General features: G+C 74.8%; 12 protein-coding genes. 5 read left to right on the top strand and 7 right to left on the bottom strand.

The window, feature by feature from the left end; translation table 11 throughout:
- Positions 1 to 32 precede the first annotated feature (32 nt).
- From AB0L25_RS01270 to AB0L25_RS01260, 3 genes are all read right to left on the bottom strand, one after another.
- Positions 33 to 1235, bottom strand: a complete 1203-nt coding sequence (locus AB0L25_RS01270; RefSeq protein ID WP_500167380.1) for a cytochrome P450 — start codon at positions 1233 to 1235, stop codon at positions 33 to 35.
- Positions 1236 to 1354: 119 nt separating this feature from the next.
- Positions 1355 to 2032, bottom strand: a complete 678-nt coding sequence (locus AB0L25_RS01265) for an SDR family NAD(P)-dependent oxidoreductase (protein ID WP_500167378.1) — start codon at positions 2030 to 2032, stop codon at positions 1355 to 1357.
- Positions 2032 to 2727: an SDR family NAD(P)-dependent oxidoreductase gene (locus AB0L25_RS01260; protein WP_500167376.1), complete on the bottom strand. Its 696-nt coding sequence runs from the start codon at positions 2725 to 2727 to the stop codon at positions 2032 to 2034. Before AB0L25_RS01260 ends, AB0L25_RS01265 begins: the two co-directional genes overlap by 1 nt.
- 155 nt (positions 2728 to 2882) lie before the next feature.
- On the opposite strand from AB0L25_RS01260, the gene AB0L25_RS01255 reads away from it, so the two are divergent.
- From AB0L25_RS01255 to AB0L25_RS01235, 5 genes are all read left to right on the top strand, one after another.
- The gene (locus AB0L25_RS01255) at positions 2883 to 4544 is read left to right on the top strand and encodes a family 20 glycosylhydrolase (protein ID WP_500167374.1); all 1662 of its coding nucleotides are present in this window, start codon (positions 2883 to 2885) and stop codon (positions 4542 to 4544) included.
- Positions 4545 to 4629: 85 nt separating this feature from the next.
- Positions 4630 to 5463, top strand: coding sequence for an ABC transporter ATP-binding protein (locus AB0L25_RS01250; RefSeq protein ID WP_500167373.1), 834 nt, complete (start codon positions 4630 to 4632; stop codon positions 5461 to 5463).
- Positions 5460 to 7979 (top strand): FtsX-like permease family protein, encoded by a 2520-nt coding sequence (locus AB0L25_RS01245; protein ID WP_500167371.1) that lies wholly within the window; start codon positions 5460 to 5462, stop codon positions 7977 to 7979. Before AB0L25_RS01250 ends, AB0L25_RS01245 begins: the two co-directional genes overlap by 4 nt.
- A 44-nt stretch (positions 7980 to 8023) precedes the next feature.
- Positions 8024 to 9196, top strand: a complete 1173-nt coding sequence (locus tag AB0L25_RS01240; protein WP_500167369.1) for a sensor histidine kinase — start codon at positions 8024 to 8026, stop codon at positions 9194 to 9196.
- 1 nt (position 9197) lies between these two features.
- Entirely contained in the window at positions 9198 to 9836 is a 639-nt protein-coding gene (locus AB0L25_RS01235; protein WP_500167367.1) for a response regulator, read from the top strand.
- Positions 9837 to 9848: 12 nt separating this feature from the next.
- Here the strand turns inward: AB0L25_RS01235 and AB0L25_RS01230 are convergent, their stop codons facing one another.
- The 4 genes from AB0L25_RS01230 to AB0L25_RS01215 form a co-directional block, all read right to left on the bottom strand.
- Positions 9849 to 10712 (bottom strand): ABC transporter ATP-binding protein, encoded by an 864-nt coding sequence (locus tag AB0L25_RS01230; protein WP_500167365.1) that lies wholly within the window; start codon positions 10710 to 10712, stop codon positions 9849 to 9851.
- Positions 10709 to 12478, bottom strand: coding sequence for a dipeptide/oligopeptide/nickel ABC transporter permease/ATP-binding protein (locus AB0L25_RS01225; RefSeq protein WP_500167364.1), 1770 nt, complete (start codon positions 12476 to 12478; stop codon positions 10709 to 10711). The genes AB0L25_RS01230 and AB0L25_RS01225 overlap by 4 nt, the downstream gene beginning before the upstream one ends.
- Entirely contained in the window at positions 12475 to 13416 is a 942-nt protein-coding gene (locus AB0L25_RS01220; protein ID WP_500167362.1) for an ABC transporter permease, read from the bottom strand. Before AB0L25_RS01220 ends, AB0L25_RS01225 begins: the two co-directional genes overlap by 4 nt.
- Before the next feature lie 76 nt (positions 13417 to 13492).
- Positions 13493 to 15025 (bottom strand): ABC transporter substrate-binding protein, encoded by a 1533-nt coding sequence (locus AB0L25_RS01215; protein ID WP_500167360.1) that lies wholly within the window; start codon positions 15023 to 15025, stop codon positions 13493 to 13495.
- Positions 15026 to 15150 lie beyond the last annotated feature (125 nt).

Here is a 15150-nt window from a genome sequence, read left to right as displayed (position 1 = left end):
TCCACTCCGCTGCGCTCCGTTCCGGTCGCCGGTCAGGCGGCGGGGGTGAAGTCCATCCGCACCGCCGCCGGGCCGCGCGTGAACAGGCCCCGCTCGACGGGCGCGAACCCGGCGGCGGGCCGCAACTCGGGCAGCGCGTCCAGCAGCAGGTTCGCGCCGACCTCGACCTCCGTCTTGGCGAGCAGCGCCCCGACGCAGAAGTGCCGGCCGAGCGCGAACGCCAGGTGGTCGGCGGCCGCGGAGAACGCGCTGGTCGTGGACAGGTCGTCGCGGAAGATGTCGAACCGGTCGGGACGGGCGTAGCGGTCGGGGTCGCGGTTCGCGGCGCCGATCAGGCACGTCACGGTGCTGCCCGCCGGGATCGTCCCGCCGCTCACCTTCACGTCCTCCGCGGGCTGCCGCATGATCATGTGGACGGGCGGGCTGTACCGGAGCGTCTCGGCGAACGCGCGGGGGAGCAGGCTCCGGTCGTCGCGGACGGCGGTGAGCTGGTCGGGGTGCGCGAGGAGGTTCGCGAACAGCGCGGAGATCGCCTTGTCGGTCGTCTCGCCGCCCGCCGCGAGCAGCAGGCTGACGAACGCCTTGACGTCCTCGTCGCTCATCCGCGTCCCGTCGATCTCGGCGAGGCACAGCTTCGACAGCAGGTCGTCGCCGGGCTCCGCGCGGCGCCGCGCGATGATCGGCAGCATGTACGCGGCGAGTTCGGCGCGCGTCCGCAGCCCGGCCTCGGCGACGTCCGGGTCCTGCGCGAGGTTGCCGAGGAACGCGATGATCGAGGTGTACCAGCGCTGGAATCGCGCGTGGTCGGCGCGGTCGAGGCCGAGCATGTCGACGATGACGTTGATCGGGAAATGCGTGCTGAACTGTCCGACCAGTTCGACCGTTCCGGCCGTCCGGAATTCGTCGATCAGTTCGCGGGCGTTCCGTTCGATGATCGGCAGGAATCGGTCGCGCAGTTCGGCGCCGCGGAACGCGGGCGCCACCAGCCCCCGGCGGACGGCGTGCTCGCGCCCGCTGAGCTGCAGGATCGTCCGTCCGTGCACCGGTTCGAGCTGCCAGTCGTAGTTGGCGGTGGTGAACACCGGGTCGCGGAAGGCGTGCTCGACGTCGGCGTACCGCGAGATCAGGTAGCTTTGCGTGGGCTCGTGCCAGAAGAGCGGCGCCTCCTCCCGCAGGACGCGGTACCCGGTGTAGGGATCGGCGGCGAATTCGGGCGACAGGATGTCGGGAATCATGGTCGCTCCCGGTGCGCGGTCGTGGACGCTCCGAGCTTAGAAAGCGAAATTCGCGTGGTCTAGGGAGAATTGCCTGCTTTAGTGGAAATATCGGCGGCGAACGGTCATTTCACGTGGAGTCAGGCGCGGGCACGCGTGCGGCCGCCCGTCAGGTTGAGGGTCTGGCCGACCATGGTCGGCAGCCGGGGGTCGGCGAGCAACGCGACGGACGCGGCGACCTCCCCGGCGGTCGGGGCGGGCCCGAGCGGCGTCGGCTCGTCCGGTCCGGCCGGCGCGACCGCGTTCACCGCGACGCCGAACGCCGCCAGCTCCCGGCCCAGCGACTTCGCCAGCGCGATCACGCCCGCGTGCGCCGCCGAGCACGCCGTGGCGTCCGCCCGGCCGGACACGCCCGCCTCCGACGCCAGCAGCACGATCCGCCCGCCGCCCCGCTCCGCCATCCCCGGCAGGACGGCCTGCGCGCACGCGAACGCCCCGCCGAGCGCGGTGTCGACGACGTGCCACCAGTCGTCCAGGTCGTGCTTGGGCAGCGGCGCGGTCGTCCGGTGGGCCGCCGCCGCGACCAGCACGCCGACGTGCTCGCCCGCCGCGCGCTCCAGCCGTCCGAGCATCGCGTGGACGCCGTCCGGGTGCGTCACGTCCCCCGGCGCGGCGATGCCGCCGATCTCCGCGGCGAGGCCGCGCAGGTCGACGTCCGGGAGGTCGTTCACCGCGACCCGGTGGCCGTCCGCCGCGAGCCGCCGCGCGATCGCGGTGCCGTACCCGCCGCCCGCCCCGGTGACGAGTGCGAGCGCCATCAGATCACCGCCCCGGCGTTCGGCGACACGACCTCGCCGGTGCACGCCGTCGCGTCCTCGATCAGGAACGCCGCCGCGAGCGCGACCTCCCGCGGCGACGTCAGCCGCGCCGCGGGCACCGACTGCAGGTGCGCGGGCCGCCGCAGCATCGAGTCGTCCGGGACCAGCGGCGTGTCCGTGGGGCCCGGCGCGACAGCGTTCACCCGGACGCCGAACGGCGCGACCTCGGCGGCCAGCGACCGGACGAGCCCGAGGACCGCGCCCTTCGCCGCCGCGTAGTGCGCCTGCGCGTCCGCCCCGCCGACCGCCGACGCCGCCGACACCGCCACGACGGACCCGCGCCCCCGGTTCGCCATGTCGGGCGCGACCGTCCGGCACACGTTCACGACGCCGCCGAGATGGACCCGCAGCATCCGCCGCCAGTCGTCCCAGCGCACGTCCGACACCGGGACGATCGCGTGGTGCCCCGCCGCGCACAGCGCGGCCTCGACCGGCCCCAGCGTCCGCTCGATCCGGCCGACCGCCGCGCTCACCTGCGCGGGATCGGACACGTCCGCCACGATTGGCAGATCGACGCCCGGTGCCGGGCGCAGATCCAGCCCCGCGGTCGTCCAGCCGCGGCCCGCCAGCTCGTCCACCACGGCGCTCCCGATCCCGCCGGCCGCCCCGGTGACGAGCGCGACTCTCCGTCCCATCGCGCCTCCTCCGAAGTCCAAACGCCCAGAGAAACCGACATAACACCTGGTCGCAAGGGATATGACGGAATTTTGAACCGCAGGTGAACTCCGGCCCGATTACTTACCATGTGGTAGAAAACCGGGACACGCCATGACGAGACCCTGGAGGGGCAGTGCCGGCACCCATCCCGCTCCCGCAACACCTGACGCCCCTCGACGGCCCGCCCGCACGCCTCGGGCCCCGCCTCCGCATCGCCGTCCCGTCCGAGGCCCTGCGCCCCCTCGGCGACACGGTCGCCGACCTTCTCGCACGCCTCCACGCCGCCGGCACCGCGGTCACCGTCGGCACCGACGGCGACCTCCGCCTGACCCTCGACACCCCCACCGACACCGAACCCATCGACCCCCCGCAGGGCATCGACCCCCGAACCGGCATCGCCCCAGGCGCCGCCCCCACGGCCGGACCGGACGCCGAGGCGGAAGTCGACCCGGGTAGGCGGGAGGCGTACGGGCTGGTCGTGGACGGCGGCGGCGGGTGCGCGGTCACCGCCGGGGACGCCGAGGGGCTGTTCCGGGGCGCGGTGACGTTCGCGCAGCTCCTCCGGCGGGACAGCGGGGGCGGGTTCGTCATGCCCCGGGTGCGGATCGCGGACGGGCCCGCGTTCGCGTGGCGGGGGCTGTCCCTCGACGTGGTGCGGCGGTTCTTCACCGTCGACCAGGTGAAGAAGGTCGTCGACCTCCTCGCCCTCTACAAGTTCAACGTCCTGCACCTGCATCTCAGCGACAGCCAGGCGTGGCGGCTCGAGATCGGCGCGTGGCCGCGGCTCACGGACCCGGAGACCTGGCCGGGGCGGGCGACGAACGCCGACGAGGGCGTGCGGCCGTACTACACGCGGGACGACTTCCGCGAGATCGTCGCGTACGCGGAGGCCCGATTCGTCACCGTCGTGCCCGAGCTCGACATGCCGGGGCACGTGCTCGCGGCCGTCCGCGCGTACCCCGAGCTGCAGGGACCGGACGAACCGGTGCACAAGCTGCTCGCGTACCTGCATCCGCGCGGCGACGCGACGTTCCGGTTCGTCGAGGACGTCCTGGGCGAGGTCGCCGCGCTGACGCCGGGGCCGTTCCTGCACATCGGCGGGGACGAGGCGTTCGGCATGCCGGACGAGCTGTACCGCGAGTTCGTCGCGCGGGCGCTCGAGATCGGGCGCGCGACCGGCAAGCGGGTCGTCGCGTGGCAGGAGGCGGCGCGGTCGGGCGCGCTGACCCCGGCGGACGTCGCGCAGGAGTGGGTCGGCGCGGGCGACGAGTTCGACGCCGATGAGGCGCGCGAGCGCATCCCGCCGGAGTACCACGCGCTCGTCGACGAGATGGCGAAGGCGTTCGCCGAGTCGGCGCGCGACGTGCCCGCCGCCGTCGCCGCCGGGGCGCCGGTGCTCGCGTCGGCCAGCAGCGTCATGTACCTCGACCGCCGGTACGCCGAGGACTCGCGGGACGCGGCGCAGACCGCGCGGCGCACGCGGGTCGGGCACGGGTCGTACCCGCTGCGCACCTGCCGCGAGCTGTTCGACTGGACGCCGGGGACGCTCACCGAGATCCCGGACGGCGCGGACGTCGCGGGCGTCGAGGCGGCGATCTGGTGCGAGACCGTCGAGGGCTTCGACGACCTCGCGTTCCTGCTCCTGCCGCGGCTGCCGGGCATCGCCGAGAAGGCGTGGACGCCCGCCCGCACGGAGTGGGACGAGTACCGGGGCCGCCTCGCGTCGCATCCCGCGTGGTGGGAGGCGCTCGGCTGGCACGACCACTACCGCTCCACGACCGCCTTCCCCGAGTAGCCCCCGTTGTCCACCGGTCGGTGGACAACGGGTTCAGCCGGTCGAGGCTGTCGGCGGTGACACCCCCGCGACCAGGATCGACGGCATGACACAAGTTGCCGAGTCGGCGAGCGGGAGTCCGGCCACGGGGCCGGACGAGGTGGTGCGGCTGCAGGCCGTGCGCAAGGTGTACGGGGGTCCGGGGCGGGGGACGGCGGCCCTGGACGGGCTGACCGTCGGGCTGCCGCGCGGGACGTTCACGGCGGTGATGGGGCCGTCCGGTTCGGGCAAGAGCACGTTCCTGCACTGCGCGGCGGGCCTGGAGCGGCCCACGTCCGGTTCGGTGCGGCTGGACGGGACGGACCTGGGCGCGCTCGGCGAGCGGGCCCTGACCAGGCTGCGCCGCGACCGGATCGGGTTCGTGTTCCAGGCGTTCAACCTGCTTCCGGCGCTGACCGTGGTGGACAACGTGACGCTGCCGCTGCGGCTGGCGGGGCGGCGGCCGGACCGGGGCGCGGTCGCGGAGGTGCTGGAGCGGGTCGGGCTGGCCGACCGGCGCCGCCACCGCCCGGCGGAACTGTCGGGCGGGCAGCAGCAGCGGGTGGCGATCGCCCGGGCGCTGGTCACCCGGCCCGCGGTGATCTTCGGTGACGAGCCGACGGGCGCGCTGGACACCGGCAACGCGCGCGAGGTGCTGGCGCTGCTGCGGGAGGTCGTCGCGGAGGCGGGGCGGACGGTCGTCATGGTGACGCACGACCCGGTGGCGGCCGCGTACGCCGACCGGGTGGTGTTCCTGTCGGACGGCCGGATCGCGGGCTCGCTGAACCGGCCGACGTCCGAGCGGGTGGCGGAGTGGATGACCCGGTTGCGGGGCGAGCGGACGCCGGGCGAGGACGGGGCGGGCGCCGCGGGCGGCGAGACCGTGCGGGAGTTGTGGTGATCGGGATCTCGCTGCGCATGCTGCGCTTCCACGCGGGCGGGTTCCTCGCCGCGTTCGTCGCGATGTTCCTCGGCGCCGTGATCGTGATCGGCTGCGGGGGGCTGCTGGAGTCGGGGATCCACCGGGCGGCGCCGCCGCAGCGGCTCGGCGCCGCGCCGATCGTGGTGACCGGCGACCAGCGCTACCACGGCACCGCCTCCGACGAGGTGTTCGCCGAGCGGGTGCCGCTGGACGCGGGGCTGGCGGGCGAGCTGGCGGCCCTGCCGGGCGTGGCCGGTACGGCGGCCGACGTGTCGTTCCCCGTCCGGCGGACGGACGGCGGCGGGGAGCTGACCGGGCACGGCTGGTCGTCGGCGCGGCTCGCCCCCGCGGCGCTCGTCCAGGGGGCGGCGCCGTCCGGGGACGGTGAGGTCGTGCTGCCGGCGGGATCGGGCGCGGCCGTCGGCGACACGGTCGGCCTGCTGGCGGGCGGCGGCGCGGCGCGCTACCGGGTGTCCGGGCTGGTCGACGGCGCCGGGGCGGCCTACCTGGCGGACGCCGAGGCCGGGCGGCTCACCGGACGTCCCGGCAAGGTCGACTCCATCGGGGTGTTCACCGCGCCGGGGGCCGACGCGGCGGCGGTGGAGCGCGCGGTCGCCGCGGCGGTCGACGGCCGGCAGGTCGCGGTGCTGACCGGCGACGAGCGGGGCCGGGCGGAGGACCCCGGCGTCATGTCCGAGGGCGAGGACCTGATCCCGCTCGCCGCGGCGTTCGGCGGGCTGTCGGCGATGGTGACGGTGTTCGGCGTGGCCGCCACGCTGGGCCTGTCGATCCGGCGGCGGGCGCGCGAGACGGCGCTGCTGCGGGCCGTCGGCGCCACGCCCGGCCAGGTCCGCCGGCTGGTCGTCGGCGAGACGATGCTGCTGGCGGTCGCCGCCACCGGGCTCGCCTGCCTGCCCGGCCCGTACGTCGGGCGGTGGCTGCTCGCGGCGTTCGCCGAGGCGGGCGCGGTGCCGGAGACGCTGGCGTACCGCGCGGGGAGCGTCCCGCTGGCCGCCGGGGTGTGCACGGCGCTGCTCACCGCCCTCGGCGCCGCGTTCGCCGCGGCCCACGGCGCGGCCCGCACCCGTCCCGTCGAGGCGCTCGCGGAGGCGTCCGTGGAGAGCCGCCGGTTCGGGGCGGTCCGCATCGTCGCGGGGCTGGGGTTCGTCGCGGGCGGCATGGTCCTGGCGTCGGCCACGGCCAAGGCGGACGGCCCGGACGCCGCGGGCATCGCGACCCCGGCCACGCTGGTGTGGACGGCCGGGTGCGCGCTGCTGGGGCCCGTCCTGGTCACGGCGGTGACGGCGGCGCTGCGCCGCCCGCTGCGCGCCGTGACCGGGTACGCCGGGCACCTGGCCACCGAGAACGCGCGGGCCCGCACCGCCCGGCTGACCGGCGCGGTCCTGCCGGTGATGCTGGCCGCCGGGCTGGCGCTGGCGCTGGTCTACATGCAGACCACGCAGACGAAGGGCGCGCGGGAGGTGTTCGAGGACGGCCTGCGCGCCGACCTGGCGGTCACCTCCGCCGCGGGCGGCCTCCCCCCGGCGATGGTCGACGAGATCGCGCGGCACCCCGGCGTCGCGGCGGCGTCGGCCCAGGTCACCAGCACCGGCTACATCGAGCCCGCCGAGCTGGCCGGGCCGCTCGTCCACGCGGGCGACGGGGGCGAGGGCGCTCCGCGGCCGCCCGCGATGGCGCTGGTCGGCGTCACCGCCGCCGGGGTCGAGCGGACCACGGCGTTCCGCGCCACCGGCGGCAGCCTGGACGCCCTGGAGGGCGCGACGGTCGCGCTGCCCGAGCGGTACGCCGGGCCCTACGAGATCGGCGACACGGTCCCGATGCGGCTCGGCGACGGCAGCCGCGCGGCCCTCGAACTGGTCGCCACCGTCGACGCGCCGCCCGGCTACGAGACGGCGCTGCTCCCCGCGGCGCGGCTGCTGCCCCACACCGACGGCGGTCTCGTCCCGCAGATCTTGGTGGCCGCCGAGCCCGGCACGGACCGCGCCCGGCTCGCCCGCGCGCTCGCCGAGAGCCACCCCGGCCTGCGGGCGGTCGACCGGGGGACGCTGTCGGAACTGCGCGCCGAGCGGGACGACACGCAGGCGTGGATGGCCTGGCTCGTCCTCGCCGTCGTCGTCGGCTACGCCGCGATCGCCCTGGTCAACGCCCAGATCATCGCGACGGGGGAGCGGCGGCGCGAGTTCGGGCTGCTGCGGCTCGCCGGGGCCGCCCGGCGGCAGGTGCTGCAGATGATGGCGGTGGAGGCGGTGCTGGTCGCCGCGGCCGGCGTCGCGGCCGGCCTGCTGGTCGCCGCGGCGACGCTGGTGCCGCTCAGCCTGAGCGTCCTGGACGGCCCGGTCCCGGGCGGCTCCCCGTGGATCCTGGCGGCGGTGGCCGCCGCCGCGCTCGGGCTGACGCTGGCCGCGACGCTGCTGCCCGCGCTCGCGCTGCTGCGCGCACGTCCCGGTGCCGCGGTCGCGGGCGAGCGCGGATAGCGGGCGCGGACGGCGAGGACCGAGGAAAACGTAAGGTGATCACCATGGCGCCCCCCGACGACCGGTTCCGCATCCTGCGCTGGAACACGGCCCTATGGCTGCTGTTCGGCGCCGCGCCCTTCGCCGTCGCCGGGCTGGGCGACCAGGGCGCCCTGCGGCACTGGGCGACGTGGACGCCGATCGCGCTCGGCGCCGCCCACCTCGCCGCCGTGCGGTTCCCGCGGCACCGGGTGCCGTTCCTGGTCGTCCTGGTCGCCGGGCTCGGCGCCGTCGCCTACCTGCGCGGCGGCGGCGCCTCCCTGTTCGTCGTGTCGCTCCCGACGTTCTGGCTGTTCGCCCCCACGGTCGCGCGGGCCGTCGCGGTCAGCGGCGCGGGGGCCGCCGCGACCCTCGCGGGCGGCGCCGTCCGGACGGGCGACCCGCTCGGCGGGAACCAGGTCGTCACCGCGGCCGCCTTCGCCGCCGGGGCGGTGCTCGGCGCGTTCGTGCACCTGCTGCTCAGACGGGCCGCGGAACGTTCCAGGAAGCTCGCGGAGGAGCTGGCGGCGGCCCGGCTGGAGCTCGCCGACGCGCACCGCCGGGAGGGCGCGGCGCAGGAACGCGACCGGTTCGCCAGGGAGGTCCACGACACGCTCGCGCAGGGCCTCGCGTCCATCGTCGTCCTGGCGGAGGCGGCGCGGGCGGACCTCACCGGCGACCCGGCGACCGCCGCGCGGCTGACGTCGATCGAGCGCACCGCGCGCGAGAACCTCGCCGAGGCGCGCGTCCTGGTCGGCGCCGCGCAGCGGGACGCCTCCGGCCCGGTCGCCCGGACGCTGCGCCGCACCCTCGACCGGTTCGCCGAGGACACCGGCCTGGCCGTGGACGGCGACCTCGCCGACGTCGACTGCGACCAGGCGACCCGGATCGCGCTGCTGCGCTGCACCCAGGAGTCGCTGGCCAACGTCCGCAAGCACGCCGCCGCCTCCGCGGTGAGCGTCGTCCTCACCGCCGGTCCGGACGCCGTCGAGCTGGAGGTCACCGACGACGGCCGCGGGTTCGACGTCGCCGCCGCCCGCGGGTTCGGCCTCGCCGGGATGCGCCGGCGCCTCGCCGAGCTGGGCGGCGAGCTCACCGTGACCAGTTCGCCCGGCGACGGCACCCGCGTCCTCGCCGTCCTGCCCGCCGACCCGCCCGCCGCCGTCCCGCCCGCCTCCGTCCCGCCCGCCGAGGAGTGACATGCCCGAAGCCGAACTGCGGGTCGTCGTGGCCGACGACCATCCGGCGATGCGCGCCGGGGTCGTCGCGCTGCTGGCCCCCGAACCCGCCATCGCCGTCGTCGGCGAGGCCGCCGACGGCCGCGAGGCGGTCGAGCTCGTCGCGCGGCACCGTCCCGACGTGGCGCTCCTCGACCTGCGGATGCCCGTCCTGGACGGCGTCGCCGCCACCGCCCGGATCGCGGCGAAGGCGCCCGGCACCCGGGTGCTGATCCTCACCACCTACGACACCGACGACGACATCGAGCGGGCGGTGGAGGCCGGCGCGGTCGGCTACCTCCTCAAGGACACCACCCGCGACCGGCTCATCGACGCCGTCCGGTCCGCGGCGCGCGGCGAGACCGTGCTGGCGCCGCGGGTCGCGCAGCGGCTCGTGGCGCGGATGCGGCGGCCCGCCCCCGTCGCGCTGACCGCCCGCGAGGCCGACGTGCTCAACGCGGTCGCCGACGGCCTGTCCAACGCCGAGATCGGCCGGCGGCTGGTCATCGCGGAGGCCACCGTGAAGACGCACCTGCTGCGCATCTTCGCCAAGCTCGACGTCGCCGACCGCACCCACGCGGTCGTCACCGCGCTGGAACGCGGCCTCCTCACCCGTCCCTGAGCGGGACGGACGTCAGGAGGCGGCCCGTTCGTGCTCGAACGCCTCGCGGCGGGCGCGCTGCTCGGCGACGTCCGCGACCGGCGCCGACAGCAGCAGGCTCCGCGTGTACGGGTGCTGCGGGTCGGCCGTGACCCGCGCCGCGTCGCCCGTCTCGACGATCTCGCCGCGGTGCAGCACCGCGACCCGGTGGCTCACGAAGCGGACGACCGCGAGGTCGTGCGAGACGAACAGGTAGGAGACGTTCGTCCGCTCCTGGATCTCGAGGAGGAGGTCGAGGACGGTGCGCTGCGTGGTGAGGTCGAGCGCCGAGACGGGCTCGTCGCACACGATCAGCTTCGGGCCGATCGCGAGGGCGCGGGCGATCGCGACGCGCTGCCGCTGGCCGCCGGAGAACTCGCGGGGCAGCCGGGCGGCGGCGTCCGACGGCAGGTGCACCCGCTCCAGCAGGTCGCCGACGCGGCGGCGGGCCTCGCGGCGGCCGATCCCCTGCGCGAGCAGCGGCTCGGAGAGGGTGTCGCCGATGGCCAGGGACGGGTTCAGCGAGGTGTACGGGTCCTGGAAGACGACCTGGAGGTCCTTGCTGAGCCGCCGCCGCTGCTTGGCCGGAGCCCGCTCGATGCGCTCGCCCGCGAACGTGATCGACCCCGACCGGACGGGCGCGAGCCCGAGGATCGCGCGTCCGATCGTCGTCTTGCCGGACCCGGAGCCGCCGACCATCCCGAGCGTCTCGCCGGGCCGCACCTCCAGCGAGACGCCCTTCAGCACCTCGGTGCGCGGCGCCCGGAAGCCCTTGCCCGGGAACGAGACCCAAAGGTCCTCGACGGTGAGCAGTGCCCTGTCCTTGGCGGCGTCGTCCTTCACGGCTTCGTCCTTCACGCCGTCTCCTTCTGCGCGGGGCGCCACGGTGCGCGGGCGGGGACGTCGTCCAGGACGGCCCCGAGCAGGCGGCGCGTGTACGGTTCGGCGGGCTCGCCCAGGACCCGCTCGACGGGGCCCGACTCGACGATGCGCCCGTCGTGCATCACGCCGACGCGGTCGCACAGGTCGGCGACGACGCCGAGGTTGTGGGTGACGAGCAGGACGCCGAGGCCGCGTTCGGCCTGCAGGCGGCGGAGCAGGCCGAGGATCTCCGCCTGCACCATGACGTCGAGCGCGGTGGTCGGTTCGTCCGCGATGAGCAGCTTCGGGTCGCACGACATCGCGCCCGCGATGAGGACGCGCTGCGCCATCCCGCCGGAGATCTCGTGCGGGTACGACCCGTACGTCCGCTCGGGGTCGGGGATCTCGACCTGCCGCAGCAGGTCGAGCGCGCGCCGCTTCGCCTCCGCCTTCGAGATGCCCAGCTTGTAGCGCATCGGCTCGACGAGCTGCGCGCCGATCGTGAACGATGGGTCGAGGTTGCTCATCGGCTCCTGCGGGACGTACGCGACGACGTCGCCGCGCAGCGCCCGGTGCTCCCGCTCGGGCAGCCCGACGATCTCGCGTCCGAGGACGGTGACGCTGCCGCCGCTGACCCGCCCGCCCTCGGGCAGGATCCCGAGGATCGAGAACGCCGTCTGCGACTTGCCCGACCCCGATTCGCCCACCAGGCCGACGATCTCGCCCGCGCGGACGTCCAGGTCGATGCCGTGCACGACCTCCTTCGTCCCGTACGAGACGGCGAGCCCCCGGACGGAGAGCAGGTCGGCCCGTTCGGCGCCGTCCGCGTCCGCCGGGGCCGTCGCCGCCGGCGTGTCGGCGCGCGGGCGGCGGCGCGGACGGGCGGGGGCGGGGCGGTCGCCGCGGTCCTCGAGCGCGTCGCGCAGCGCGCCCGCGAGCAGCACGAGGGACGCGCTGGTCAGCCCGAGCGCGAGGCCCGGCCACACGATCATGGAGGGGGCCTGCTCCATGTTCTGGAACGCCTCGTTCAGCATCGCGCCCCAGGTCGGGGTGTCGCCGCTGCCGATGCCGAGGAACTCCAGCCCGGCCTGCAGCCCGATCGCGAGCCCGGCGACGAGCGCGACCTGGATGATGATCGGGGCGCGGACGACGATGAGCACGTGCCGGGCGACGATCCGCAGGTCGGTGAGGCCCGACACCTTCGCCGCGTCCACGTACAGCTCGCCGCGGACGCCCGCGACGATGCCGCGCACCAGCCGGAAGAAGCTCGGCGCGACCAGCACGCCGAGGACCACCATCAGCACCCACACCGTGTTGCCGAGGATCGCGCGGGACGCGAGCAGCACGACCATCGCGGGCAGCGCCATGACGAGGTCGACGGTCCAGCTCGCCGCGGCGTCGAACCGTCCGCCCCGGTACCCGGCGAGCAGGCCGGCCGGGACGCCGAGCGCGAGCGCGACGAGCAGGGCGATGACCGCGCCGCCGAGCGTGAACCGGCCGCCGTGCAGCAGCCGGGACAGCAGGTCGCGCCCGGCGGAGTCGAACCCGAGGGGGTGGCCGGCGGCGGCGCCGCCGAACGAGTCGGCGAGGTCGGCGGTGTCGGGGTCCTGCGGGCTGAGGACGGGCGCGAGCAGCACCGCGACGACGATCGCCGCGAGCAGCACGGCCGGGATCAGCCCGAGCGGGTTGCGCAGCAGCCGCCGCAGCGCGCCGCCCGGCCGCCGGGCGGGCGCGGCCGGGGCCTTCTCGACGGTTTCGCTCACGAGACCCTCGCCTTCGGGTTGAGCCAGCCGATCAGGACGTCCACCAGCAGGTTGATCGCGATGACGCCGACCACCGTGAACATCACGATCGCCATGATCATCGGGATGTCGCCCCGGGTGGTGTAGGTGACGGTCATGCTGCCGATGCCCGGCAGGCCGAAGATCTGCTCGACCAGCACCGCGCCGCCGAGCATCCCGACGAACTGCAGGCCGAGGACCGTCAGCGGCGGGGCCGCCGCGTTGCGCAGCACGTGCCGGAACAGGATCCGGCCGGGCGGGAGGCCGCGGGCGCGCAGCGTCCGCACGTAGTCCTGCCGGAGCACGTCGATGACGGCGCCGCGCACCTGCTGGGACACGCCCGCGACGGTCGCGACCGACAGCGACGCGATCGGCAGCGTGATCGTCGACAGCCAGCCGGACGGCGACTCGGAGAACCCGATGTAGCCGATGGCGGGGAACCAGCCCAGCCGCACCGCGAACACCACGACGATCACCAGGGTGACCAGGAACCCGGGCAGCGCGTACCCGACCACGCCCAGGATCTGGACGAACCGGTCGATCGCGCCGCGCCGCACGCCGGCCCACACGCCGAGCAGCAGCGACAGGACGGCGCTGACCAGCGTCACCCCGACCATCAGGCTGAGGGTGACGGGCAGCCGGGTGGTGATGGACTGCAGGACGTCCTCGCCGGTGAACCACGAGGTGCCGAAGTCGCCGCGCAGCGCGTGCGCGAGCCAGTCGGCGTACTGGGCGAGGACGGGACGGTCGAGGCCCAGTTCGGCGTTCTTGGCGTCCACCAGGTCCTGCGCGGCACGGTTGCCGAGCAGTTGGCGGCCCACGTCGTTGTCGGGGATCGACAGCAGCAGGTAGGACAGGACGGAGATCACGAACAGGAGCACGACCCCCGCCGCGGTCCTGCGCAGTACGAAGCTCAGCATCTGACTCGGCTTCTGTGGTGGGGAGGGCTGGTCCGGGGGACGCCGGACGGGAGCGGGCCGTCCGGCGCCCGCGCCGTCATTCGGCCGGCGCGTAGTTGTAGATCGACGGCAGGGCCATGCCGGACTGCGGCTTGATCGTCACGCTGCCGTCCGACACGTGCAGGTACGACAGCCGGTAGAACGGGACGAACCACGCCTCCTCGACGAGGTGCCGGTTCAGTTCGTGCAGCTGCGCCTCGGCCTGGTCCGGCTGGACGGCGCTGATCTGCGGCAGCAGCTTCTGCACGGTCGCGTCGGTGGTGGCGAAGAAGTTGAACGTGCCGGGCAGCACGAGCTCGCCGATCGCGACCCAGTCGTTGGCCGACTGGCCCATGTTCATGACCATGCCGGAGTACTCGCGGTCGGTGAAGATGCGCCGGACGGCCGACGCGTCCATGTCGTCCCAGGTCAGTTCGACGCCGACCGCCTTGAAGTACGTCTGCAGCGAGGAGGCGAGCGCGTCGGGGACGATGGCGGAGATGCGCGGCAGCTTCAGGTCGAAGCCGTCCGCGTAGCCGGCCTCCTTGAGGAGCTGCTTGGCCTTGGCCGGGTCGTAGGAGTAGTAGGAGTCGAGTTCCTCCTGGTAGGCGACGCTCTCGGTGCCGAACACCTGGCTCGTCGCCTCGCCGCGGCCCTGCTGGATCTTGGCGAGCATCGTCTTGCGGTCGATGGCGTGGTTGAGGGCCTGCCGCACCTTCGGCTCGGCGAGCGCGGGCGTGATCTTCCCGCCGCGGTCGAACAGCAGGATGCCCTGGAAGTCGAACTCCTGCTTCTGCGTCTCGACGCCCGGGTCCTTCTCGATGCGGGACTGCGCGTTGGCGGTCTGCAGGACGGCCGCGTTGACCTGCCCGGTCTTGAGCCCGTTGACGATCGCGGTCTCGTTGTCGAAGTACTGCAACGTGAGCTGCTTGTAGGGCGGCTTCGTGCCCCAGTAGCCGGTGGCGGCGGTGTAGACCCACTTCGTGCCGATGGCCGTCCGGCCGGAGTCGAGGTCGTACGGGCCGGTGCCGTCCGGCCTGGTCTTCAGCGGGTCGCCCGCGTCGTCGAACTTCGCCGGGTTGGCCATGAGCCCGGCGGCGTCGCTGAGGTAGAACAGCATCGCCGGGTTCGGCTGCTTCAGGTGCAGGACGACGTGCGTCGCGTCGGTGACCTCGATCTTCTCGACGTCCGCGAGCGTCTTGGCCATCCCGCCGCCGCCCTTGGCGAACCGCTCCATGTTCGCCTTCACGGCGGCCCCGTCGAACGGCGTGCCGTCGTCGAACTTCACGTCGCCGCGCAGGGTGAGCGTCAGCTCGGTGCGGTCGCCGTTGTACTCCCACTTCGTGGCGAGCATCGGGCTGTACGTCCCGTCCGGTTCGCGCTTGACGAGCGTGTCGTAGGCCGCCTGGAAGAACGGCATCGCGCTGCCCGCCGCGTCCTTGGGGTCGAGGCTCTGCGGCAGGGTCATGGTCGCGACGGTGAGGGAGTCGGACGAGCCGCCCTCGCCGCCGGAGCCGCCGCACGCGCTCAGCGCGGCCGCCGCCGTGGCGCAGGCCGCGAGGGCCGCGACCCCCCTCGTGATCTTCTTCATCGTTACTCCGTTCTCCGAGCACAACGGCTGTTCCACGCACGGGCGGTCGGAGGTTCCGCCGGGGTGTCGGCGAGCATACACGCGGAACTAACCACGTGGTAGGTTTTGCTCGGTCGAAGGATGCG

It is taken from the genome of Spirillospora sp. NPDC052242 (assembly GCF_040679555.1).
In the GTDB taxonomy this organism is placed as follows: Bacteria; Actinomycetota; Actinomycetes; order Streptosporangiales; family Streptosporangiaceae; genus Spirillospora.
Note: the sequence above shows the minus strand (reverse complement) of the source record. Positions and strands in the feature narration are given on the sequence as shown.